This window comes from Listeria weihenstephanensis, from assembly GCF_003534205.1.
In the GTDB taxonomy this organism is placed as follows: domain Bacteria; phylum Bacillota; class Bacilli; order Lactobacillales; family Listeriaceae; genus Listeria_A; species Listeria_A weihenstephanensis.
This window is the reverse complement of record NZ_CP011102.1, coordinates 2319699-2343203: the sequence shown is the minus strand read 5'-3', so window position 1 is coordinate 2343203 and position 23505 is coordinate 2319699. Positions and strand designations below refer to the sequence as shown.

At 39.4% G+C, this 23505-nt stretch carries 19 protein-coding genes; all 19 read left to right on the top strand.

The genetic code is table 11. The features are described from left to right. Positions 1–253 precede the first annotated feature (253 nt). Complete coding sequence (locus UE46_RS11415) at positions 254–1195, top strand: diacylglycerol kinase (protein WP_036059544.1); 942 nt, start codon at positions 254–256, stop codon at positions 1193–1195. A gap of 177 nt (positions 1196–1372) precedes the next feature. Further along, positions 1373–2131 (top strand): hypothetical protein, encoded by a 759-nt coding sequence (locus UE46_RS11410; protein ID WP_036059542.1) that lies wholly within the window; start codon positions 1373–1375, stop codon positions 2129–2131. A gap of 111 nt (positions 2132–2242) precedes the next feature. Beyond that, positions 2243–3610, top strand: coding sequence for a 23S rRNA (uracil(1939)-C(5))-methyltransferase RlmD (rlmD, locus tag UE46_RS11405; RefSeq protein ID WP_411431053.1), 1368 nt, complete (start codon positions 2243–2245; stop codon positions 3608–3610). A 486-nt stretch (positions 3611–4096) separates the two neighbouring features. Beyond that, on the top strand, positions 4097–6244 hold the full coding sequence (locus UE46_RS11400; RefSeq protein ID WP_036059539.1) for an MSCRAMM family protein: 2148 nt from the start codon (positions 4097–4099) through the stop codon (positions 6242–6244). Between the two features lie 83 nt (positions 6245–6327). Continuing rightward, the gene (locus UE46_RS11395) at positions 6328–8736 is read left to right on the top strand and encodes a SpaA isopeptide-forming pilin-related protein (RefSeq protein WP_051492828.1); all 2409 of its coding nucleotides are present in this window, start codon (positions 6328–6330) and stop codon (positions 8734–8736) included. Positions 8737–8906: 170 nt separating this feature from the next. Next, positions 8907–9404, top strand: coding sequence for a PcfB family protein (locus tag UE46_RS11390; RefSeq protein ID WP_036059537.1), 498 nt, complete (start codon positions 8907–8909; stop codon positions 9402–9404). Continuing rightward, positions 9401–11155 (top strand): VirD4-like conjugal transfer protein, CD1115 family, encoded by a 1755-nt coding sequence (locus tag UE46_RS11385; protein WP_036059535.1) that lies wholly within the window; start codon positions 9401–9403, stop codon positions 11153–11155. Before UE46_RS11390 ends, UE46_RS11385 begins: the two co-directional genes overlap by 4 nt. A 14-nt stretch (positions 11156–11169) precedes the next feature. Further along, a complete protein-coding gene (locus UE46_RS11380) occupies positions 11170–11382 on the top strand; it encodes a Maff2 family mobile element protein (RefSeq protein ID WP_036059534.1) in 213 nt (70 codons plus the stop codon). An 81-nt stretch (positions 11383–11463) separates the two neighbouring features. Continuing rightward, positions 11464–12255: a VirB6/TrbL-like conjugal transfer protein, CD1112 family gene (locus tag UE46_RS11375; protein ID WP_472463137.1), complete on the top strand. Its 792-nt coding sequence runs from the start codon at positions 11464–11466 to the stop codon at positions 12253–12255. A gap of 17 nt (positions 12256–12272) precedes the next feature. Next, on the top strand, positions 12273–13061 hold the full coding sequence (locus tag UE46_RS11370) for an LPD16 domain-containing protein (RefSeq protein ID WP_036059532.1): 789 nt from the start codon (positions 12273–12275) through the stop codon (positions 13059–13061). A 15-nt stretch (positions 13062–13076) separates the two neighbouring features. Beyond that, a complete protein-coding gene (locus tag UE46_RS11365) occupies positions 13077–13481 on the top strand; it encodes a PrgI family protein (protein ID WP_036059531.1) in 405 nt (134 codons plus the stop codon). Further along, complete coding sequence (locus UE46_RS11360) at positions 13429–15876, top strand: VirB4-like conjugal transfer ATPase, CD1110 family (RefSeq protein WP_459166160.1); 2448 nt, start codon at positions 13429–13431, stop codon at positions 15874–15876. The genes UE46_RS11365 and UE46_RS11360 overlap by 53 nt, the downstream gene beginning before the upstream one ends. A gap of 68 nt (positions 15877–15944) precedes the next feature. After that, entirely contained in the window at positions 15945–18362 is a 2418-nt protein-coding gene (locus tag UE46_RS11355) for a CD1108 family mobile element protein (RefSeq protein ID WP_118907629.1), read from the top strand. Positions 18363–18380: 18 nt separating this feature from the next. Then, the gene (locus UE46_RS11350) at positions 18381–18647 is read left to right on the top strand and encodes a DUF4315 family protein (RefSeq protein ID WP_036059529.1); all 267 of its coding nucleotides are present in this window, start codon (positions 18381–18383) and stop codon (positions 18645–18647) included. Beyond that, the gene (locus UE46_RS11345) at positions 18637–19356 is read left to right on the top strand and encodes a CD1107 family mobile element protein (RefSeq protein ID WP_051492825.1); all 720 of its coding nucleotides are present in this window, start codon (positions 18637–18639) and stop codon (positions 19354–19356) included. Before UE46_RS11350 ends, UE46_RS11345 begins: the two co-directional genes overlap by 11 nt. Then, positions 19353–21413 carry a type IA DNA topoisomerase gene (locus UE46_RS11340; RefSeq protein ID WP_036059528.1) on the top strand — a complete coding sequence of 687 codons (2061 nt, stop codon included), beginning with the start codon at positions 19353–19355 and terminating at the stop codon, positions 21411–21413. The genes UE46_RS11345 and UE46_RS11340 overlap by 4 nt, the downstream gene beginning before the upstream one ends. Before the next feature lie 51 nt (positions 21414–21464). After that, positions 21465–22235, top strand: coding sequence for an antirestriction protein ArdA (locus tag UE46_RS11335; RefSeq protein ID WP_036059526.1), 771 nt, complete (start codon positions 21465–21467; stop codon positions 22233–22235). A 21-nt stretch (positions 22236–22256) separates the two neighbouring features. Continuing rightward, positions 22257–23279, top strand: a complete 1023-nt coding sequence (locus UE46_RS11330; protein ID WP_036059525.1) for a hypothetical protein — start codon at positions 22257–22259, stop codon at positions 23277–23279. Next, on the top strand, positions 23279–23503 hold the full coding sequence (locus tag UE46_RS11325; protein ID WP_036059523.1) for a transposon-transfer assisting family protein: 225 nt from the start codon (positions 23279–23281) through the stop codon (positions 23501–23503). The genes UE46_RS11330 and UE46_RS11325 overlap by 1 nt, the downstream gene beginning before the upstream one ends. The last annotated feature ends 2 nt before the right edge of the window (positions 23504–23505 follow it).

Genomic DNA, 23505 nt, shown 5'->3' with positions numbered 1-23505 from the left:
CAACATTTATTATAGAACCATTTTTTCGAGGAAATCTTAGCTTCAAAATGGGTTTTTGATGGGGAGTTTGGTATAATGGAAATGGAGAGAGCATTGTAAACTATGAGCTATTGCCATCTATAATATCTAGATGGGTGAACATATTTTTGGCGAAGCGTTTGTAAAATGAACGCCTATTCGTGTGCTTGTAGGCATACCGAGGCTGGACTTAAACAGCCCCAATAATTTTTTATAAAGGACGGGAGAGTATACCATGCAAAAGAGAGCGCGAGTTATCTATAACCCAACGTCGGGCAGAGAAATCATCAAGAAGAATTTAGCTGATGTATTGACAATACTTGAGAATGCGGGATATATAACGAGTGCCCATGCAACAACACCAGCTGAGAATGATGCAAAAAATGAGGCGCGCCAAGCAGTAGAAGATCGTTATGATTTAATTGTTGCAGCAGGTGGAGACGGGACGATCAATGAGGTTATTAATGGAATCGCGGAACAGGATTATCGGCCGAAAGTGGGAATTATCCCGACTGGAACGACGAATGATTTTGCGAGAGCTTTAAAAATTCCGCGTGATGTGATAAAAGCGACGGAAATCATCGCTAAGGGTGGCAGTGTGGCGATGGATATCGGAAAAGCTAACGACACCTATTTTATTAATATCGGTGGTGGTGGACGCCTTACTGAGCTGACGTATGATGTGCCAAGTCGTCTCAAAACGATGTTAGGGCAGTTGGCATATTATTTAAAGGGTATTGAGATGTTGCCTTCTTTAAAAGCAACACAGGTCAAGGTGGAATATGATGACGGCGTGTTTGAAGGAGAAGCAATGTTTTTCCTGCTCGGTTTGACGAATTCTATTGGCGGTTTTGAAAAAATTGCGCCGGATGCAAAATTGGATGATGGTAAGTTTTCATTAATTATCGTCAAAAAAGTAAATTTGCCCGAGTTTATTAGACTGGTAACACTGGCTCTACGTGGTGATCATATTAAAGAACCGAATGTGATTTATGTGAAATCAGAGAAAGTTATTGTTAATTCAGATGATCAGATGTTGATTAATTTGGACGGCGAGTTGGGTGGGGAAACACCGATGGCTTTCCAAAACTTGAAGCAACATATTTCCTTTTTCGCGAATGTAGCGGAGATTCCTGCTTCTGATTTAAATAATAAACAGATGGAAATGATTGACTAAGCTTGTGAATGAAGTCGTATTGCTCTTTGAAATTAAAAAAAGAGGGATATGGCTTTTTTATTACATAAGAGGTGGAAACTGTAATTTTTGTAAAGAACTTGTATTAATCCGTAAAATGAGATATAATGGTGGGAGCTGTTACAAAACAGTTAGTACAAGAAAGAGGGTGTTTACGACTTGAAGAACAGTCGTGTAAGCCGTTTTATTATTGGTTTATTGGCATGCATAGCAATTGGTGGTGCAGCCTTTCTTATATTTTGGAATGTTCAGGCGGAAGAAGTAATGCCTGAGGTTGATCAAGCGAAATTAATAGATAGTAATAGAACTTGGATTAAAACAAATACGAGCATTTTTATTGCACCAAATCTCACGGTCCCAATAAAAGGGGATAACACCGTGACGAGTATTGCGAACAATGGTGATTTAATTTTAGATACAACGAATCAAGAGGTTATGGCAAAGATGGCACATGCGGATGCGAAGTATAAATCTATGGATCGTTTCCGAATTAGAATTTTTGCGAATAAGGTATCGACCGTGATGAATCCATCGGCCTTTCAATATACACGCGATAAAGTAGACGGTTTTTTAACGAGTTATTCGATTTTGAATGGTACGCTTGATAAAGTGGCTGGAAAAAGTCTTGAACTTACGAGTGAGTCTGGAACGACGCTACGTGTGAATGAGAAGTTAAATACAGTTTATTCTAGTGATTTAGCGGAGACGGTTGCGCCTGTTTTAGGTATAAATCCAAAGGTATCTAGCCAATATTTAGAAGATGAATTTAATATTATGCCTGGCGAAAAGGTCGTTGCTTATCCGAGACAATTGGATTATAAATTCAGTGTAGAGAAGACGTCACTGGTCTTTTTCAAGGGAGATAGTGATGAAAGAATTGAGCAACCGGTTGGATTAGAGTATGTGATTAAGAAATAAAAGATAAGAGTATAGCTACTAAATTCTAGCGTGAGTTGGTTATTTAGAGGGTATCCGCTTATCTTTTTTTTTGTTATAATGAAGAGTCGAGAAAGAAAGGGAGGGCAAATGATGGGTGCTCCAGTGAGTAAGAATGAGTGTTTAGATGTTGTTTTTGAAGATTTAACGCATGATGGTAATGCGGTTGCTAAGATAGATGGTTATCCGATTTTTGTGCCGCAGGGTTTGCCTGAAGAGAAGGCGCAGATTAAAGTTATTAAAACGAATAAAAACTACGGATTTGGCAAAATTATTGAGTTGACGCAGGAAAGTGCGGATCGTGTGCGGCCTCCTTGTGCGGTTTATTCGCAATGCGGTGGTTGTCAGTTGCAGCATTTGAGTTATGATGGGCAATTGCGGGTGAAGCAAAAACAAGTGGCGCAAGTGATGAGGCGGATTGGGAAACAGGACGTGGAAGTGTTGCCGACGCTTGGTATGGCGGAGCCTTGGCGGTATCGGAATAAGGCGCAAGTTCCAGTTGGGTTTGTGAATGGGAAATTGGTCGCGGGATTTTATCAGCAGCGGTCACATCAGATTATTGATATGGATACGTGTTTGATTCAACAGGAGCAAAATGATGCGGCGATTCAGATTGCGCGGGGTATTTTTGCGAAATATCATATCGAGCCTTACGATGAAAAGACGCGAAAAGGTGTGTTACGGCATTTGATGACGCGATTTGCGACCACGACGGGTGAATTGATGCTTGTCATCGTGACAACGAAGCCGAATTTCCCGAATAAGGATCAGATTGTGGCGGAATTACAAACGGAGATTCCGGGATTGACATCGCTTGTTCAAAATGTGAATATGGCGAATACGAATGTTATTTTTGGCGAGCGGACGGATGTTTTATGGGGACGCGAGTATATTATGGACACGATTCATGGGATTTCTTTTGCGATTTCTGCGCGGTCATTTTATCAGGTGAATCCAGAACAGACGGAAGTTTTGTATGCGGAGGCGCTTCGTTTGGCAGGGCTTACGGGGGATGAAACAGTCATTGATGCGTATTGCGGAATTGGCTCGATATCGCTGTGCTTGGCGAAAGAAGCGAAGCATGTATATGGCGTGGAGATTGTGCCACAAGCGATTGAGGACGCACGCGCGAATGCTAAATTGAACAAAATGGAGAACGTCACGTTTGAAGTTGGGAAAGCAGAAGAAGTGATTCCGGCTTGGTTTAAGCAGGGAATTGTGGCGGATGTGCTTGTGGTTGATCCACCGCGCAAAGGCTGTGACGAGGCGCTACTTGAGACGATTCTGAAAATGAAGCCGAAGCGTGTGGTCTATGTGTCTTGTAACCCATCGACATTGGCGCGAGATATGTTGGTGCTCACAGACGGTGGATACAAAGCAACCGTGGTGCAGCCAGTAGATATGTTCCCTCACACGACGCATGTGGAGTGTGTAACGGTGCTACAAAGACAAAACTGCTAGAAATCCTTAGTTTTAAACACTTTTATAGACATTTGGAGTTTGTTAATAATCCTGATGGATCTCGCCAAAAGGTCATGAGGGAGCATATAAACGTTTCGATAGCTATTGAGGTAGTATGTGGGGATACGTTAGAAGAATAGTAATGTTATGCTAAAATAACTGAAAATATGAAGGTATAATTTTTAGAAACTGAGGCTAAATAATAAAATATAAGACACTGAAAAATAATGATTCAGTGTCTTTTTTTATGTTAAAAATGCAGAGAGGTGACTTAATAGCAAAGATGATTTTAATCAAGGAGAATGAAAATATGTTAAATCTTTGGGATGAGAAGAAACGAAAACAACTAAATAGGCACGCTGACTTTTAATGAGGATATATCGGAATAGAAGTCCGCCAAGTAGAGATGTTAAATGAAAAATTTGATGTCTTTTTTTATTGCCTAAAATACCAAAAAATATGAAATTAAAAGTGAGGAACAGACAAATGAACTTTCTGAAAAATAAGGTACAACAAGTAAAAATAATCGCCATTATGTTGGTGACGATGATTTTGATTAATTTATTACAACCACTGGATGCGATGGCAGCATCGTTGCAACTGGACGAGACAGGCTACAATTATACAGGAATTAGTTTTACGCATGGGAAGAAATTAGAGAACAAGATTATCTGGAATATGAAGATGGATGGGGCGGATGTGTTTTGTGTGGATTCTGGCGCACACGCTAATACAGAAACGGGATATAATCCTGAGACGTATGTAAGTGATAAGAAGGATTTGCTATCTAAAATTGCTTATTACGGATTTTCGCAAACGGATCAAAGCTATAAAGAATTTGCGACCACGCAATTATTGATTTGGGAAGTCCTTGGTGAGCAATTGGAATGGACATCGTTGCCAAATTACTGGTCGGATAGAGAGGTTATTTTAGCGAAGGTGGAGAAGCATGATACACAACCTTCTTGGGATAATCAAACTATCACTTTAATTGAAGGGCAAGAGTTGGTGTTGGAGGATGCGAATAAAGTTGCGGATTGGTTGAGTATAACAAATAATGCGACTGGAATCAGCGTAACTAAGGATGGACATAAACTAAAATTGAAAGCTGATAAAAATGCCAAATCAGGAGAAATCGCTTTTGCTAAAGTTCCTGACACGGCAATTGGCACGTCAATTATCTATAACAAAGCGGATCGTCAAAGTCTTGTAAAATTTCATTTGCAAGATACAGCAAGTGCACAATTGAAAGTGAATGTGAAAAAACTCGGTGGTGTGAAAGTTAAGAAAATCGATGAGAAAACGAATCAAGCGTTGCCAAATACAACGATAAAATTTGAGTATAATAATACATCAAAGGAAGTCGTAACAGATGAAAATGGCGTTGCGGAATTACTCGACATACCAGAGGGTACAGAAGTGAAAGTTTCGGAGTTATTGGCACCAACGAACTATCATAATTTTGGTGAGAGCCAAATAATTACGATTAAAGCGAATGAGACTATGGAGCTTATTTTTAACAATAAGGAACAGCTTGGAACAGTGTCCTTATCAAAAATTGGACAAGCGTTTGGTACAGAAATGCCAAATGAACATTATAGTTTGCTAGGGGCGGTTTACGGGATTTATGATGCCTCAGATGTCCGTGTTGGAGAGCTGATAACGGATGAGATGGGAAAAGCAAAATCCACAGCATTGCCATTAGGGAAGTATTATTTACTGGAGGAAAAAGCACCACTTGGTTATCTGTTAAGTGAAGAAAAACTAGACTTTGATTTAGAGTACGCGGGACAGGATGTTGCGGTCACAGATACTCAAATGCAGGCAACAGATGTGGAGCAAAAAGGTACAGCTAAATTAATAAAAGAAGATGCTGAAACTGGAATTACTCCACAAGGAAAAGCGACACTGGATGGGGCTGTTTATGAACTATATCGCGCAGCAGATGACAGCCTAGTTGAAACAGTCACAATCAAAGACGGGCAAGCGCAGGTGGAAAATCTTATGCTAGATAATTACTACTGGCTAGAAAAACAAGCACCAACTGGTTACCAATTGGACACGGAAAAACATGCTTTTGATTTAGTGTACAAAAGTGATGCAACGACTGCGAGTGAAACCATCACGGTTAAGGAAAAAGTCATCAAAGAAAAAATGAAAGTGATCAAATGCGATGAAACTACAAAAGAGGCAATCAAGGATAATCCTGCGATATTTAAATTAAAGGATATGCAAACAGGTGAATTCGTGGAGCAAGAAGGTAAATCTGAATTTAGTACCGACAAGTCGGGTGAATTTACAACAGGTAATTTACCGTACGGTGATTATGAGTTAGTGGAGACAACGGCACCAACAAACTATCAACTAACGAATAAGCCAATACAAGTTACTATTGATGGGACACATAATGGCATAGTAGAAGTGAAAGTTTTGAATACGAAAAAACCTACGCCATTGCTGAAAAAAGCGAACCCAGAAAAAGTAGAGCCTGTAAAAGCATTGAAAGTCACAGAATCCAAGCCACTGCCATTGCTCGGAGATAATGGAGGAATCGCTTTGTTATTAGTAGGTTTAGGACTTATTGTAACAAGCTTATCCATGTATTGGAGTAAACATAAGAAGCAAAAGAAATGACTGTAAACATAAAAATTTAGAGTCTTTTTTTGTTGCTCAGCAGCGAAGTGTAAAACTCGCTTAAGATTGAAAGGAAAGAAATTATGAACCAAATGAATATCAATAAAATGAAAGTTATCGGGAGTTTGCTTGTGCTGTGCATAAGCTTACTTCTCCCAAGCATCCAAGTTTTTGCTGAGGAATTGAATTTAGATACAAAAACGGGATACAACTATACTGGTATTAATCCCGATGGAAAAACGATTACAGATATCAATTTAGAACGTATGAAATTAGATGGATTTGACGTTTTTTGTATTGAACATGGGAAATACGCGACGGACGGGGATGTATATCAGTCTGCTACCTATAACGGTAGTCACAAAGAGTTGCTCTCTAAAATTGCGTATTTTGGTTTTACGAATACTGATCAAACAAACTATGACTATGCTGTAGCACAGTTGATGATTTGGGAAACGCTGGGAGACCAATACCAATCATCAACTATTCCTAATTATGCACAAAGAAAAGGTGAGATTATGAAGCTAATTAATCGTTATAATACAGACCCGTCTTTTGCGAATAAGACGTATACCGTAAATGTTGGGGAGACGCTTGTGATTGAAGACAGTCATACAGTACTATCTGATATGCAACTGGCATCCATTCCTAAAAACCTAAAAGTGGAGAAAGACGGAAACAAGCTGAAAATTACGGCTACATCGGATTCTCAATCGGGCGTTGTGAGCCTGCAAAAAGTGGCGAACAATAAGATAGGGACATCGATAGTATACACAAAGCCTGACCGACAAGCACTAGCAAAATTTCAACTAGAAGATAAAGGTGAAGCTAGCTTTTCAGTTGATGTTCGTCATCGTGGGGATCTTGAAGTCATGAAAATTGATGAAGATACAAAAAAACCACTTGCGAATGCAAAAATCAAATTTCAATACGGTTCAACAACGAAAGACGTTGTTACTGGAAAAGATGGTATGGCTAAGATTGAGGGCATTTTGGAAGGCACCGAAGTAACTGTGAGTGAAGTCACTGCACCAAATGGATATGTGAATAAGGGTGAATTACTAAAAGCAGTGATTAAGCCAAACTCTTGTGTCACGTTGACATTGAATAACAAAGAGCAATTAGGAACAGTCAATATCGTAAAAACAGGTGAAGAATTTGGAGCAACCATGCCGAATTCTTTTTATTCGCTTGAAAATGCGACATTTGGAGTGTTTACAGATAAAGACGTACGTGTAGGTACTATTAAAACAGATTTAAAAGGGCACGGAGCTCTAAGTGACTTGAAGTTAGGCAACTATTACTTGCTTGAAGAAATGGCGCCAAATGGCTTTAAAATCAGCACAGAGAAGATATCATTTGTATTGGCTTATGCGGGACAAAATGTCGAAGTGGCATCCACATCAGTAGCCATCACCAATGAGGAGCAAAAAGGGATTGCCGTGTTAATCAAAGAAGATAGCGGGACGGGAGCTATTCCGCAGGGAGCTGCCACGTTAGATGGTGCAGTATATGAATTACATCGCGCATCTAATGATGAGTTAGTGGACACGGTGATTATTGAAGCTGGTCGAGCGCAAGTAGAAAATCTAATCTTAGATGATTATTACTGGCTTGAGAAGCAAGCACCGATTGGTTATCAGTTAGATACGAAAAAACACGCCTTTACAATCGCCTATGCTGGTGAAAAAGTAGAAACCGCCATTCAAGAAACTGTTGTAAAGGAAGATATCATTCTTGGTAGCTTTGACATCATTAAATTCGGTAACTACGACTGGAAGAATAGCTTGATTCAATATCTAAAGGGTGAAAATCCAGCTATCCTCCCACTAGAAAATGTTGAATTCACGGTTATTAGTCGTACAACAAACGCAGTTGTACAAGTTGGTATCACAAATGTTGAGGGTTATGTGTCATTCAAGGACTTGCCATACGACACATACACCGTCAAAGAAACCACAACGCCCGAGGGTTACAAAGTGTCCAATGATTTTGACGTGACTATATCAGAACATGGACAGACACATCATTATGCGGTCGAAAATAAAGTAATTGAAGAGCGAATAAAAGTCGTGAAGTATGATTTAGCAACGGGTGAAACGATTCCGCGAACTGGTGCAGGATTTCAAATTCGAAATGTAGGAACGGGAGAACTCGTACAACTACCGAATGTAGATTCTGACGGACTTACAGACACGTTTTATACAAATAGTGAGGGATTTTTACAACTGTCAAAAGCGCTAGGTTACGGAAACTATGAACTTAGTGAAGTGCAAGCGCCAGAGGGTTATATGCTGTCTGCTGAAAAAGTAAGTTTTACAGTAGATGGAAGCCATGGTGGACTGATTGTCATCCGTTTTGGTGACCAAGCGATCCCTAAGATTACTGAAAATTTAGTGGAAACAGGACAGCCGTTATTTTCGCATATCGCAATGGGAGCAACACTTACACTGGCGAGTTTGCTCACGATCTGGCGAGTACGGAAAGCATAAACGACAGTGAGAGTTTGAATTGGTTTGGTACAAACCGATTTGAAATCGCACTGCCACCAACCGAAAGGGCGGTAGCTCGATAATTGTAAGGAGATGATAGACTGATTTATTCAGAGTGGTGGTTTCATCCGCCATAGATGTAGTGATAGGACAAAAAGAAAGGAGGAGCTATGCAGGAAGAAATAACACATAAATCAATCGCTTTTTCTGTTAAAACGACAAAGATGACAGCTCAAGTACTGAAAACAACGCTTTCTATATTTTTGGGAATTGGAGGCTATGTTTTAGACAAGAATAAACAGCGAAGTCATACAGGGAAACAATCGTTAAAAAAATTGATGAAGCAAAATACAGGCTTATCCAATGTGGAGATTACGGATGATAATATAGGGAGTTTTAAGCGTGTTGCTCGGAAATATGGGCTGGATTTTGCGTTAAAAAAGGACAAGACAGCAGAAGAGCCAACTTATATCGTTTACTTTAAAGGGCGCGATGTGGATGTCATGACACAGGCTTTTAAGGAGTATACGCAGAAGCACGTCCAATCGCAGGAAAAGCCCTCGATTATCGCCAAGTTACAGGAAAACAAAGTCGAAGTAGAGCACGATTTAGTAGGCAGTATCGAAAAAGTGCTTGGGAAAAATAAAACGCAGGGGTTGGAACGATGAGTTCTGAAATAAAAAAACAAGTGATTATTCATTTGCCTTATCTTTTAATATTTTATTTGGCAGATAAGTTGGCAGAGCTCTATCGGTTGATTATAGGTGAAAGCCCCATAGAGAAAATCGTTCTACTTGTTGGACATATTGATTTGTTGTTCAGAAGTTATACACCTAGTTTTCATCTCCAAGATCTTTGCGTGGCAGCAGTAACTGTTGTAATGATTCGAATGGTGATTTATCAGAAGAGCAAAAATGCTAAGAAATATCGAAAAGGCATCGAATACGGGAGTGCGCGGTGGGGAACGAAAAAGGATATTGCGCCTTATATTGACCCTATTTTCAAAAAGAACGTCATCTTGACTGAAACTGAACGATTGATGATGGATGGTCGTCCAAAGCAACCGAAATACGCACGAAATAAAAATGTGCTAGTCATTGGTGGTTCGGGTTCAGGAAAGACACGATTTTTTGTGAAACCAAATTTGATGCAGATGCACAGCTCTTATGTCGTGACTGACCCAAAAGGCACCGTACTAGTGGAGTGCGGGCATCTGTTAGAGAAGGCGAACTACAAAATCAAAGTCCTTAACACGATTAATTTTGAGAAGTCGATGCACTATAATCCGTTTGCATATATCCGTTCAGAAAAGGATATTTTAAAATTGGTGAATACGATTATTGCCAACACGAAAGGCGAGGGCGAGAAAGCAAGCGAAGATTTTTGGGTGAAGGCAGAACGACTCTATTATAACGCGCTTATTGGTTATATCTGGTATGAAGCGCCAGAATACGAGCAGAATTTTATCACGCTATTGGAGTTAATAAATGCGAGTGAGGCACGGGAAGATGATGAATCATTTAAAAATGCTGTTGATTTGTTGTTTGACGAATTAGAGGCGAAAGAACCTGACCATTTTGCTGTGAAGCAATATAAAAAATATAAACTAGCGGCAGGAAAAACCGCAAAATCTATTTTGATTAGTTGTGGTGCAAGGCTTGCACCATTTGATATTAGGGAACTGCGTGAACTCATGTCATATGATGAATTAGAGTTGGACAAATTAGGCGACCGAAAAACAGCTTTATTTGTAATCATCAGTGATACGGATAGTACTTTTAACTTTGTTGTATCAATCATGTACACACAGATGTTTAATTTGTTGTGTGATAAAGCGGATGACGTGTACAACGGACGTTTACCAGTGCATGTCCGATGTCTGCTTGATGAATTCGCTAATATTGGTCAGATTCCGCAATTCGAAAAATTAATAGCTACGATTAGAAGTCGCGAAATATCGGCTTCTATTATTTTGCAGTCACAGTCACAATTGAAAGCCATTTATAAAGATAATGCTGATACGATTATCGGAAACTGTGATACAACATTGTTTCTTGGTGGCAAAGAGAAATCGACGCTTAAAGAAATGACGGAGATATTGGGAAAAGAAACGATTGACTCATTCAACACAAGTATCACGTATGCCCAACAAAAGAGTCACGGACTAAATTATCAAAAGTTAGGCAAGGAACTCATGTCGCAGGATGAGATTGCCACGATGGACGGTGGGAAGTGTATCTTACAGATTCGTGGAACACGCCCGTTCTTATCCAATAAATATGATATTACGAAGCACAAGTACTACAAATATTTATCAGATTACAGCGATAAAAATGTCTTTGATATTGAACAATATTTAAGACCATCCAATAATATATCAATGGATGAATCTATGGATATATATCAAATAAAATTATAGAAAGAAGGAATGTAATGGAATTTTTTACAGAAGCGGTGAACGTTTTAAAAGTATTAGTCATTGCGTTAGGTGCAGGACTTGCCGTATGGGGTGTTATCAACTTGTTAGAGGGTTATGGTAACGATAATCCAGGGGCGAAATCACAAGGTATAAAGCAATTAATGGCGGGCGGAGGCGTTGTATTAATTGGAATGCAACTGATCCCTATGCTCGGGAAGTTGTTTTAAGTCATGTTTGGCGTTTTCGACAAACTGGCAGAATGGATAAAAGAACTTCTGATAGGCATGGTGGAATCAAATTTGACCAATATGTTTGTGGATGTCAATGAACAAGTTGGGATGATTGCCAAAGAAGTTGGTAAAACACCACAAGGTTGGAATGCTGATATTTTTGGCATGATTCAAGCCTTATCTGAAAATGTGATAGTTCCCATTGCAGGGCTCATTATCACCTATATTTTATGTTATGAGTTAATCACATTGATTACGGAAAAGAATAATATGCAGGATATTGATACCTTTATGTTCTTTAAATATTTTTTCAAGATGTGTGTTGCCGTCATGCTTGTCAGTCATACATTTGATATTACGATGGCAGTTTTTGACTTAGCACAATATGTGGTGAATCAAGCTGCTGGTACCATTCATTCGAGCGCAAGTATTGATATTAAAGAAGTACTAGCAACAATGAAAGAACGAATGCAGGAAATGGGACTAGGTGAATTATTTGGATTAGTCTTTGAAACACTCATGGTATCGTTTTGTATGAAGATTATGGCTGTATTGATTATGGTCATTATCTATGGACGTATGATTGAGATTTATCTGTATTGTTCTGTGGCTCCGATTCCGTTTGCGACATTAAGTAACCGCGAATGGGGAACAATTGGAACGAATTATTTCAAGTCACTATTTGCTTTAGGGTTTCAAGGATTCTTTATCATGGTTTGTGTGGGTATCTATGCGATTCTAGTAAAAGCGATGACCGTATCGGACAATATCCACATGGCGATCTTTTCGATTGCCACATACACGGTTTTGTTATGCTTCACGTTATTTAAAACAGGAAGTGTATCTAAATCAATCTTTGGCGCCCATTAAGAAGGAGGGAACAAGCCATGAATACCAATGAAAAAACAGAGCTTGCGGTATCCGTTAGTGATAAGTATGTAAGCATTCAGACATGTGACGAGGGCTATGACTATTCTATTTATAGTATGTCCTTTGATCTTTTAGATGGTGGTATTATCGAATCACCAGAAATACCAATACAAGAAGCGCTAGATGATATCGTCGAAGAATTGGCGATGTTGCCCATCTATGCGGCACCAATAGATTATGCTGTACTTCGTGAAAAAGTAGAGGCAGCGGAGGAGCAGGATACAGTAGATGGCATTGTGGCGTCCTTTCGTTATAAAACGGCGCTACATTTCGATACGATTGTCGGAATGGATGTTGAGGGCGTAGAAGATGAGATTCGGCATGTACTAGATGATGTGGTGCAAGAATCAGGTTACCTCATTTCACCACACGATGTCGTGTTGACTGGGAAACGAGCGCGAGGCTTAGAGAACGTACATGACCCAATTGACGTTGTGGTTACACATGGTACGACTAGTTTAAGCGAAGAAGAATTAACAGAGGTTTTGAACGAACGAAACTTGAAACTGGATGATTTACCGATTCGTATTCACCCAGTAGAGGCGCAACACCTTGCTACTCATCTATTAGTGGAAGAAACTAAGCTAGCACGAGAGATGCGTCAGGCGTTTGCCTATCATAAAGCCCATGAGAAAGAAGAAACAGAGATTACTATACGACCGTCAATTGTGCAAGCCTTAAAAGATACGGAAAAATCACCAGAAAATAAAAAGAAAAACCAGACACCAAAACGAGAAGAACGATAAGAAAGGAGTGATTCGATGCCTTTTGTGCCAGTCCCCAAGGATTTGACAAAGGTGAAAACAAAGGTGGCGTTTAATTTAACCAAGCGCCAACTTATTTGTTTTAGTATAGCAGGAGCCATAGGAACCCCAAGCTATCTTTTTTTAAAACAACATATTAGTACCGATTTAGCGGCAATTGCCATGGTTATCATCATGCTACCGCTATTTTTTGTCGCTTTATTTGAAAAAGACGGGCAACCGTTTGAAAAGCTAGCGCGAAATTATATCCGTTCTCGCTTTATAAAGAAGCGAAAGCGTATCTATCGCACGAAAAATTACTACAAATTATTAGAACAACAAAACCAATTAATAAAGGAGGTCACGCCGATTGTTCAAAAACCTATTAAGCAAAAACGCCAAACCAAACGCTACAAAAAGTAAGCCGAAGCAATTAGTGATTACACCTAATAAAAAATTAACATCGAGTGAAAAGCGACGTGTTGCACGGGCGATTAAAAAAGCGAAGCAACAAACACAAAACAAGGATAGCACGCAAGTGACAATTCCGTATCAAAGCATTAATAAAGCAGGGGTCTGTAAGGTCAATGACAGACTGTACACGAAAACAATTCAGTTTTATGACATCAATTATCAGCTAGCTCAAAATGAGGACAAGCACGCGATATTTGAAAACTACTGCGATTTCCTCAATTATTTTGATAGTAGTATTCATATCCAAATGTCGTTTATCAATCAGTCTGTGGATATACTTGATTTTGAAAAATCAATTGATATTCCACCGCAAAAGGATGGCTTTGATGAGATTCGTTTAGAGTATGCGACCATGTTAAAAAATCAATTGACGAAAGGAAACAATGGACTCGTACGCACAAAGTATGTGACATTTGGGATTGAAGCTAATTCAATTCGGGAAGCAAAAACCCGACTAGAGCGAATTGAGATGGATATTCTGAATAATTTTAAAACTCTTGGTGTCCTAGCGCATGTACTGGATGGCTTTGAGCGATTGAAGCTTTTTCATGATGTGTTACATCCCAATACTCAAGACAAATTTCTATTTAATAACTGGAATCTACTTGCTGGAACAGGGCTTTCCACGAAGGACTTTATTGCTCCCGCATCGTTTGATTTTCGAGAAACCGACAGCTTCAAAATCAGGCAGAGTTTTGGTAGTTCGTCCTTTCTTCAAATATTAGCGCCAGAACTCACAGACCGCATGTTAGCAGATTTTCTGGAAATGGAATGCAATCAAGTGATTAACTTTCATATTGAATCGGTGGATCAAGCATCGGCGATTAAAACTGTGAAACGCAAGATAACCGATTTAGATAAAATGAAAATTGAGGAGCAGAAAAAGGCAGTACGTGCAGGCTATGACATGGATATTATTCCGAGCGATTTGAATACGTATGGGAAAGAAGCCAAGTCATTGTTAGAGGATTTACAGTCACGAAATGAGCGACTATTTCTAATTACAGTGTTGTTTACACATACTGCTAACTCTAAACAACAATTGGAGGATACTCTTTTTCAAGCACGAGGAATTGCGCAGAAATATAATTGTGCGCTAAAAACCTTAGACTTCCAACAAGAAGCCGCCTTGATGAGCGCACTGCCGATTGGGCAAAATCAAATTGAGATTCAGCGAGCGATGACAACATCAAGTACCGCTATCTTTGTGCCGTTTACGACCCAAGAGTTATTTCAAGGACAGAATAGTCTGTACTACGGTTTAAATGCCTTATCATCGAACATGATTATGGTGAATCGAAAATTGTTAAAGAACCCGAATGGACTCATTTTAGGAACACCGGGGAGCGGTAAATCCTTTAGTGCGAAACGAGAAATCACCAATGTCTTCTTAGTGACTGACGATGATATTATCATTTGTGACCCTGAATCGGAATATGCGCCATTAGTCGTCACACTCGGTGGGCAAGTCATAAAAATATCGCCGACGAGTACGCAATATGTGAATCCGATGGATTTGAATTTGAATTACAGCGATGATGACAATCCGCTATCCCTAAAAGCCGACTTTATTTTGTCGCTGTGTGAATTAATCGTTGGTGGGAAAAATGGCTTGGAGCCAGTCGAGAAAACCTTGATTGACCGAGCCGTGCGCTTTGTCTATCAAGATTATTTACTTGATCCACGCCCTGAGAACATGCCAATTTTAGAAGACTTATACAACGTTCTCAAAGCACAGCCAGAACTCGAGGCGACACGTATTGCAACTTCCCTTGAGATTTATGTCACAGGGAGTTTAAATGTATTCAATCATCAAACGAATGTGGATATTAATAATCGTCTTGTTTGTTTTGACATTAAGGAACTTGGTAAACAGTTGAAGAAACTAGGTATGTTGATTGTCCAAGATCAAGTATGGAATCGTGTCACATTAAACCGTGCGCAGAGGAAATCTACATGGTACTACATTGATGAGTTTCATTTACTGCTTAAAGAAGAACAGACGGCTGCCTATTCAGTGGAGATTTGGAAAAGGTTCCGTAAGTGGGGTGGGATTCCAACAGGGCTTACCCAAAATATTAAAGATTTGCTCGCTAGTCGTGAGATTGAAAATATCTTTGAAAATAGTGATTTCATTTATATGTTGAATCAAGCCAGTGGTGACCGTCAAATTTTATCCAAACAGTTGAATATATCGCCGCATCAATTATCTTATGTTACCAATAGTAACGAAGGTGAGGGACTCATTTTCTATGGGAATGTGATTATCCCATTTGTTGATAAGTTCCCGAAAGATACGGAGCTGTATAAGATTATGACGACGAAACCTGATGAAGTGGCATAACTAAATAGTAGGAGTTAGAGCATTCTCGAAACATTGGGAATGCTCTTTTCTAAGAATTGAGGTGACAGATGAAAAAGGAAGAACGATTTGAACGAAGTACTGATCGTGATAGCCCGTTACAGTTCAACAGTGAAGAAACCGAAGCGGAGCAAGACTTTGAGAAGAAGCTTGACCGACTTGAAGGAAAAGCCAATCGTGCGGAACAAAAATTTCAAAAGACAAAGCAACGTTTACCGCAGAAACGCGTGTTGAAAAGTGAATGGGTGACCGATGAGTCCAAAGGCAAGATAAAGCGTCGTTTCTATTTTGATATGGAAACGGAGACACCAGAGGTAGGGTTGCCGAATAAAGCCAAATTAAAGGCGCACCAACTATCCCGAAAAATGAGTCAATCCATACATCAAAAAGTATCAGAACACGAAGATGAAAATGTGGGTGTAGAAGCGAGCCATAAGAGTACCAAGCTTGTCGAACATAGCTCACAGAAACTTAAACAACATACGCGATTACAGGAGAAACGAGCATTTCAACGATTACAAAAATCAGAAGTGAAGCTAACGAAAGCAAACGTGAATTATATGTATGAGCGAATGAAATCCGAACAACCATCAACTAATCTATTAAATAAGTTACTTCAAAAACGCAACATCAAGAAACAGTATGCACAAGCGAAAAAAGTCGCGGGAACGGCAAAAACAACAACTACCAATGTAAAGCGTATCAAAGGTGGCATTGAAAAAGCAGGAGCAATAGCAAAAGAAGTATTTGCAAAGCGAAAAATAGTAGCAATTGTAGGTGTCATCATTTTACTGTTTGTATTCATATCGACCATTTTGTCGATGTGTTCCGCCATTATGACACAAACGGGTACAATGGTCGTTGCCTCTACGTGGTTATCCGATGATAGTGATATTAATCAAGCAGAGCTCTATTACACTAAATTGGAGGCAGAATTGCAAAAGAAGATAAATAATATTGAACATGAGCATGGTGGTTATGACGAGTACAACTATAATATTGGTGCGATTGAACATGACCCTGTGCAACTTATTAGCTATCTCTCTGCAAAGTTTGAAGAATTTCATTATCCCGATGTACAGGCTGAGATTGATAAATTATTTCAGGCGCAATATCAATTGGAGCTAAAAGAAGAAACGATCACTCGAACGGTGACGAAGGAAATAAAAGTTGGTGAGAGCTTAGGAAAAGTGGTTACATCAGCATATTGTAGTTGTGTGATTTGTACAGGTCAATGGACAGGTGGACCAACAGGGAGTGGTGTGATGCCACGAGCGAAACATACAATTGCAGTTGATGCGAAAAATCCAGTTGTGCCTATTGGAACCAAGATTATCATGAATGGCATTGAGTATACTGTGGAAGATACAGGGAACTTTGCACGATTTGGAGTTGCATTCGATATTTACTTTGATACCCATGAAGAAGCGATTCAATGGGGGCATAAAACGGTAGATGCGTATCTCGCCAATGGTAATAAAAATACCGTGACGGTGACAACAACGGAAACCATCAAGCAGTTGAATTCTACCTTAAAGCAAACCTCCATGACTGATTATATCCATGCTAACTTAAATGATGACCAGTTAGCGCTGTATGAAGTGTATATGGAATCGCGGGGTAATCGTCAAAATTTTGGTAGTCCTTTTAACTTCGATTGGTACCCTAACATTACAAGCTATCCTGGTTATCGCACCGATCCTTTTTCGGGTGAAATTAAACTGCATAAAGGGCTAGATATTGGTATGGCAGCAGGCACACCAACGCAAGCGATTCATGATGGTATTGTGACAACCGCAGGCTTTTCAAGTGGGGGTTATGGTAACTATGTCATTGTGGAAGATAAAGAAAAAGGCTACAAGAGTTTGTATGCCCATTTTGAGACATTGAACGTCAGCCAAGGACAAACGGTTAAAGTTGGTGATGTGGTCGGTTTTGTTGGAACAACTGGAGCAAGTACAGGCAATCATCTTCATCTTGAATTCTATTACGAAGAAGAATGGATGGATGCTTATTTTTACGCTAGCAATGTTGGAGAATCGAAGTCCAATATTGGAACTGGCACGACTAATGGTGCGATGAGTACGGCGGATTATAACAGGCTGATTACGTACGCTGAACAATACCTTGGCTTCCCTTATGTATTTGGTGGCTCCACACCTGAGGCTAGTTTCGATTGTTCAGGATTCATTTCGTGGGTGTACACAAATTCAGGCGTACACAACCTACCACGAACAACTGCACAAGGAATCTATGACCAAACGACGAAAATTAGTCGTGAAGAAGCACGAGCAGGAGACCTGATTTTTTTCACAGAAACATACCCTGCGGGACGACCAGTCACGCATATTGGTATTTACGTAGGCAACGGAAAGATGTTGCATTGTGGTGACCCGATTCAGTATAGCTCCATTGATTCGCCATACTGGCAACAACATTTCTATGGCTTTGGACGATTAAAAAATTAAAAACGAAGGAGGAATTTTTTGAAGCTAGATCGAATTAATCTCTCCATTGAGAAAATGGAAGAGCGCATTAAAAAGTTCCAACAAGAATTAAAAGACTTGCGGGAACGAAAAGTAGAAGTTGAAAATATTAATATTGTAAAACTTGTTCGTAAGTATGAAGTCACCGAACAAGAGTTATTACAAGCATTAGAGTTGCTTAAAAATAAGCGCAAAGATATGCGAAAAGTGATCGAAAAAGAAGAAAAAAATAAAGAAATGGAGCGTGATGCAAATCATGAAGTATAAGTTGATAATCGCAAATTTACTATTAGCAGGGAGTCTGTTTGGTGTTTTTACACCAAACACGCTCGTTATGGCGCAAGCAAAGGATGGGACTGGAGATGTTACTGTTACACCTAAAATCCCTAGCACTGACTCTAGTACAGCAGAAACGAATGGTGAGACAGATACCTCGGATACTGATGTCACGATTGAGGAATCTGACAAGCCAAGTGGTGGCGGTAGTGTGGTAGAAAGTAATAATACGACAGGAGACGGCAAAACATTCTACACTGTAACGACTAAAGATGAACAGGTTTTTTACATTATTGTTGATAACACCAAAGCGAGTGATAATGTGTACCTTTTAACCGATGTCACGCAAGAAGACTTAGCTAAGTTAGTTGCTGGTGAAGAACCAATTATTCAAGAAAAGCCAGAAAAAGAAACGGACAAGACGGCGGTTACAGATTCAGAAGCAGCTACGGAGAAAGTTCCTGAGCCCACATCAACGAATTATTTACCAATGATTTTACTAGGGCTAGCACTCATTGGCGGTATTGGTGGTGCGTACTATTACTTTAAGGTTTATAAGCCAAAACGTGATTTGGATGATGCGGAGGATTTGGAAGATTTCTCGTTTGTAGATGAAGTGGAAAGTTACCGAAAAGAACAAAACCAGTCTGATGATGTATATGACTTAGAAGTTGAGTATGAAGAGGGTGATGACGAATGAAATTAGTGATTGCAGAAAAACCAAGCGTTGCACAAGCCATCGCTAAAGTACTTGGAGGTATGAAGCGTCAGAATGGTTATCTAGAAAATGAGGACTTCGTGGTGACGTGGTGTGTCGGACATTTAGTTGCACTTGCCACAACAGAAGTATACGACGAACGTTATAAGAAGTGGCATCAAGCTGATCTACCAATTATGCCTGATCCTTTTCTGTATCAAGTGCTCAAAGGGAAAGAAGCTCAATATCAGATTGTAGCGCAATTGATGGCGGATGAGCGTGTAGAAAGTATTGTATGTGCAACCGATGCAGGGCGTGAGGGAGAACTCATTTTTCGACTTGCGTATGAGCAGGCACAATGTGAGAAACAAATCGAACGCCTATGGATTTCAAGCATGGAATCATCAGCGATTGAAGATGGATTATCCAATTTACAGCCAAGTAGCACGTACGACAACTTGTATCATGCAGCACTCTGTCGTGCGCAGGCAGACTGGCTAGTTGGTATCAACGCAACAAGATTGTTTTCCACGCTATATAACGCCAAATTAAATATTGGACGAGTACAAACACCAACTCTGGCGATGATTGTCGAGCGAGAACAAGTAATCAGTGATTTCAAACCTACAGCTTATTACACAGTTTCTATTGCGGTGGAAGAAAACAAGTTTACAAGCGAAAAAATAGCAAATAAAGAGGCAGCGGAAGACTTGCTAGCAGGTTGTAACAGTGCAGTAGTAAAGTCCATCATTGTTTCTAAAAAGACAAATAATCCACCAAAGCTGTATGATTTGACCACGTTACAACGGGAAGCCAATCGAAAATTTGGCTTAACTGCGAAACAAACATTGGATACGGTACAAGTTCTTTACGAAAAGAAATTAGTCACCTATCCACGAACTGATAGTTGCTATATCACACAAGACATGGAGCAAACTACATTAGCGCTCATTCCATTGATTATTGACCGATTACCAATGACCACAGGAATCACGCACATACCTGATACAAAACGGCTTGTAGATGATGGCAAAGTAACGGATCATCACGCCATTTTAGTAACAAAAGAAATAGAACGAGCGGATATCACAGCACTTCCAAAAGTGGAGCAAGATATTTTGATCCTCATTGCTAAGCGACTTATGGTTGCAACCGCACCATCACATTTATTTGAAGAGCAAGTGATAACCATTGATTCAGGAAAAGCAGCGTTTACACTTAAGCGCAAGCAAATACTTGAAAATGGTTGGAAAGCATTTGCTGATTTAGAGCAGGAAAATAAAGCTGAAAAGCCAAATGAACATTCCTTTGAAGAAGCTCAAGTTATGGAAGACTTTGCGACACAAGTGAATGAGCATTTTACAAGTCCACCAAAATCCTTTACCGAGGATACATTACTTTCAGCGATGGAACGAGCCAGTGCCGAAGAATCGGAGGATACAGTAGACTTCGAACATAAAGGCTTAGGAACGCCCGCAACTCGAGCTGGAATTATTGAACGATTAGTGCAAGGCACGTTTGTGGAACGGAAAGGTAAGCAGATGATACCAACACAAAAAGGTATAGCTCTCATCCAAGTTGTACCAGATACTTTAAAATCAGCTAAATTAACAGCAGAATGGGAATTTGCCTTAGCTCAGATGGAGGAAGGAAAGGAAGAACCCGAACGATTCATGACTGCGATAGAGCAGTTTGTTGAGCAGCTAATAGCTAATAATCAAGAAAAGAATGTTGATTTAGCTAGTCTTTTCATAGAAGAAAAAGAATCTATTGGTAAATGTCCACGTTGCCAATCAGAGGTTCAAGAATTTCACAAAGCTTTTGGTTGTGTGAATAAAGACTGCGGATTTATTATGTGGAAAAACAATAAATTTTTTACATCAAAAAAGAAGGAATTAACAAAACGAATTGCCAAGACTTTATTAGAAAAAGGCAAGTGTAAAGTTACTAAATTGTATTCCGAAAAGACAGGAAAAACGTATGATGCCAATATTGTCCTAGATGATACTGGCGATAAATATGTCAATTTTAAACTAGAATTTATCAACAAGAAGAAGTAAGACTGAAGAGGATGCGTCTTTGCATCCTCTTCTAATAAGAAGGAGAACAAAATGAAAGACAACATAGTAATAAAAAGATTTGATGGTCGAGATTTTGCGCAAGCATGGAAAGATGAAATGAATGCGGATGTGCCAGATGTGAAATGTCTAGCGATTTATATTGCGAATAAAGCGAGTTTAGAAACGAGTGATATAAAAGGAGAATGGCTCCCATTTCCTACCACAAAAGAGAGCGTGCAACGTATATTTGAACGAATAGGATTAACAGAACAAGCGGATTATATCTGTCTAGGGATAACGAGTCCTGTCGCTCATCTAGCTGAAAAACTAGATGCCAAAACACATCTGGATATTTTAAATACGATAGGGGAAGGAATCCAATTATTAGCGAAATCACCTCGAGAGCTAGCGATATTTGAATCTTGCTTAGAAGTATTTCCTGTGAAAAAAGAGTTTGATATTCTCAATATGATCATGAATACAGGACGTTTTAATCTAGTACAGGACGATAAAGGAATGCAAGAAATGGCAAATCGTTACCGAGATGACCTCCATCTTCCAAAGAAAATAAATCGTATCATTCATGTGGAGATGCCAGCTGTAGCAAATGCGCCAAGACCAAACACACAAGCATATATGACGCGAAATGGTTTTTTAGAACGATTACATCGGTCAAAGGTCTATTATAAAACGCAAGCGAACATACCTGATGCATTCCGTGTATTACCTACAAAATCGATCCAATCGGCGCTAGAAGAAAAGCAACAAGCACAAGACAAGCAAATAAAATCAAAATCCATAAAAAAGGACTTAGAACGATAAAAAGGAAAGGAGCCAGAAACAATGGCAGGAGATAAGAGATTTAGTCCAGACGAGCTGAACGAGTACAACAAGAAACAGTTAAATCAAGCGTATCAAGCGATTGCTCGAGGCATGGAAAACTTAGAAACACCACAATTATATAAAATCTATTTAGAACATGTTGGTCAATTACAAGGGCATACCTTAAATAATAGTTTGCTGATTCATGAAGCCATGCCCAACGCAACAAAATTGGAAACGTATGATAACTGGGGAAAAAAATATAACTTGCAGGTTAGTGCAAAAAGTAAGTCGATGCGTTTACTAAAACACAGTTCCTACGAGATGGAAGTGGATAAAGAAGTCCTTGATCCGAAGACAAATACGATTCTGCGTGATGAGGCAGGAAATGCGATTACGAAGAAAACACTGATTACCATACCTAACTATAAAACCGAAGCCGTATTTGATATTGAACAAACAAAAGGGGAGCGAACGCTTGTACCAGAGGAAATCAAACCGAAAACAATGGAAGTGATTTTACAAACCATCGAAAAAATCACGGACAGACCGTTATCTACTATTTCAGATATGAGCTCGCAAGACCAACACACCTTAGCAAAAAGTGCGATAGAAGGCTTTGTGGAGCAACAATTAACATATAAGAAAGATGTTTTCGTAAAAGATGAACGAGGCGTAACCACACGTATACCTAAATCAGAAGCGATGGAAGCATTTGAAAAGGAAAGTGCAGTCTATGCCATCTGTCATAACTATGGTGTAGCGATGGATGTAGGAAAATTATTAGGTCTTGCGCGTGATTTAGACAAATCAGATAGGAACCAATTTAAAGGGTTATTGGAATCGGTACATCATACAACCATGAGCGCAATAAAACAATTAGATGGACAGTATAAATCACTTGTACAGGAAAAAAATCAAGGCAAAGAGGCACCACAAAAGACGTCTATTTTGGACAAGTTATCACAAAATAAAGATGTGATTTTACAAAAGGATCAAAGTAATCCAATACCATCTAAAACAAAAGAAATGGGGTTATCTTAATGGACTTATTTACACTAGAAGAACAAAACTTATTAGCTGCGTATGACGTATCGTCACGAATGAATTTGTTACAATCGTTAGAAGACGCATTACCATACGTCTATGATTATGAAATGATGGGACTGATTAATGGCATTATCGGTAAATTACTAATTATTGATGACGATGTATTTGAGCTGGTTTCGTTTGATTATACCGAATACTATGAGGCGAAGAATGATTAGGA

Bases quoted from the DNA above. Each gene is read 5' to 3' on its own strand.
- UE46_RS11365 (WP_036059531.1), top strand. From the start codon at position 13,077: ATGCCTTTTGTGCCAGTCCCCAAGGATTTGACAAAGGTGAAAACAAAG.
- UE46_RS11385 (WP_036059535.1), top strand. From the start codon at position 9,401: ATGAGTTCTGAAATAAAAAAACAAGTGATTATTCATTTGCCTTATCTT.
- UE46_RS11370 (WP_036059532.1), top strand. From the start codon at position 12,273: ATGAATACCAATGAAAAAACAGAGCTTGCGGTATCCGTTAGTGATAAG.
- UE46_RS11380 (WP_036059534.1), top strand. From the start codon at position 11,170: ATGGAATTTTTTACAGAAGCGGTGAACGTTTTAAAAGTATTAGTCATT.
- UE46_RS11345 (WP_051492825.1), top strand. From the start codon at position 18,637: ATGAAGTATAAGTTGATAATCGCAAATTTACTATTAGCAGGGAGTCTG.
- UE46_RS11330 (WP_036059525.1), top strand. From the start codon at position 22,257: ATGGCAGGAGATAAGAGATTTAGTCCAGACGAGCTGAACGAGTACAAC.
- UE46_RS11340 (WP_036059528.1), top strand. From the start codon at position 19,353: ATGAAATTAGTGATTGCAGAAAAACCAAGCGTTGCACAAGCCATCGCT.
- UE46_RS11400 (WP_036059539.1), top strand. From the start codon at position 4,097: ATGAACTTTCTGAAAAATAAGGTACAACAAGTAAAAATAATCGCCATT.
- UE46_RS11335 (WP_036059526.1), top strand. From the start codon at position 21,465: ATGAAAGACAACATAGTAATAAAAAGATTTGATGGTCGAGATTTTGCG.
- UE46_RS11415 (WP_036059544.1), top strand. From the start codon at position 254: ATGCAAAAGAGAGCGCGAGTTATCTATAACCCAACGTCGGGCAGAGAA.
- UE46_RS11375 (WP_472463137.1), top strand. From the start codon at position 11,464: ATGTTTGTGGATGTCAATGAACAAGTTGGGATGATTGCCAAAGAAGTT.
- UE46_RS11390 (WP_036059537.1), top strand. From the start codon at position 8,907: ATGCAGGAAGAAATAACACATAAATCAATCGCTTTTTCTGTTAAAACG.
- rlmD (WP_411431053.1), top strand. From the start codon at position 2,243: ATGGGTGCTCCAGTGAGTAAGAATGAGTGTTTAGATGTTGTTTTTGAA.
- UE46_RS11355 (WP_118907629.1), top strand. From the start codon at position 15,945: ATGAAAAAGGAAGAACGATTTGAACGAAGTACTGATCGTGATAGCCCG.
- UE46_RS11395 (WP_051492828.1), top strand. From the start codon at position 6,328: ATGAACCAAATGAATATCAATAAAATGAAAGTTATCGGGAGTTTGCTT.
- UE46_RS11325 (WP_036059523.1), top strand. From the start codon at position 23,279: ATGGACTTATTTACACTAGAAGAACAAAACTTATTAGCTGCGTATGAC.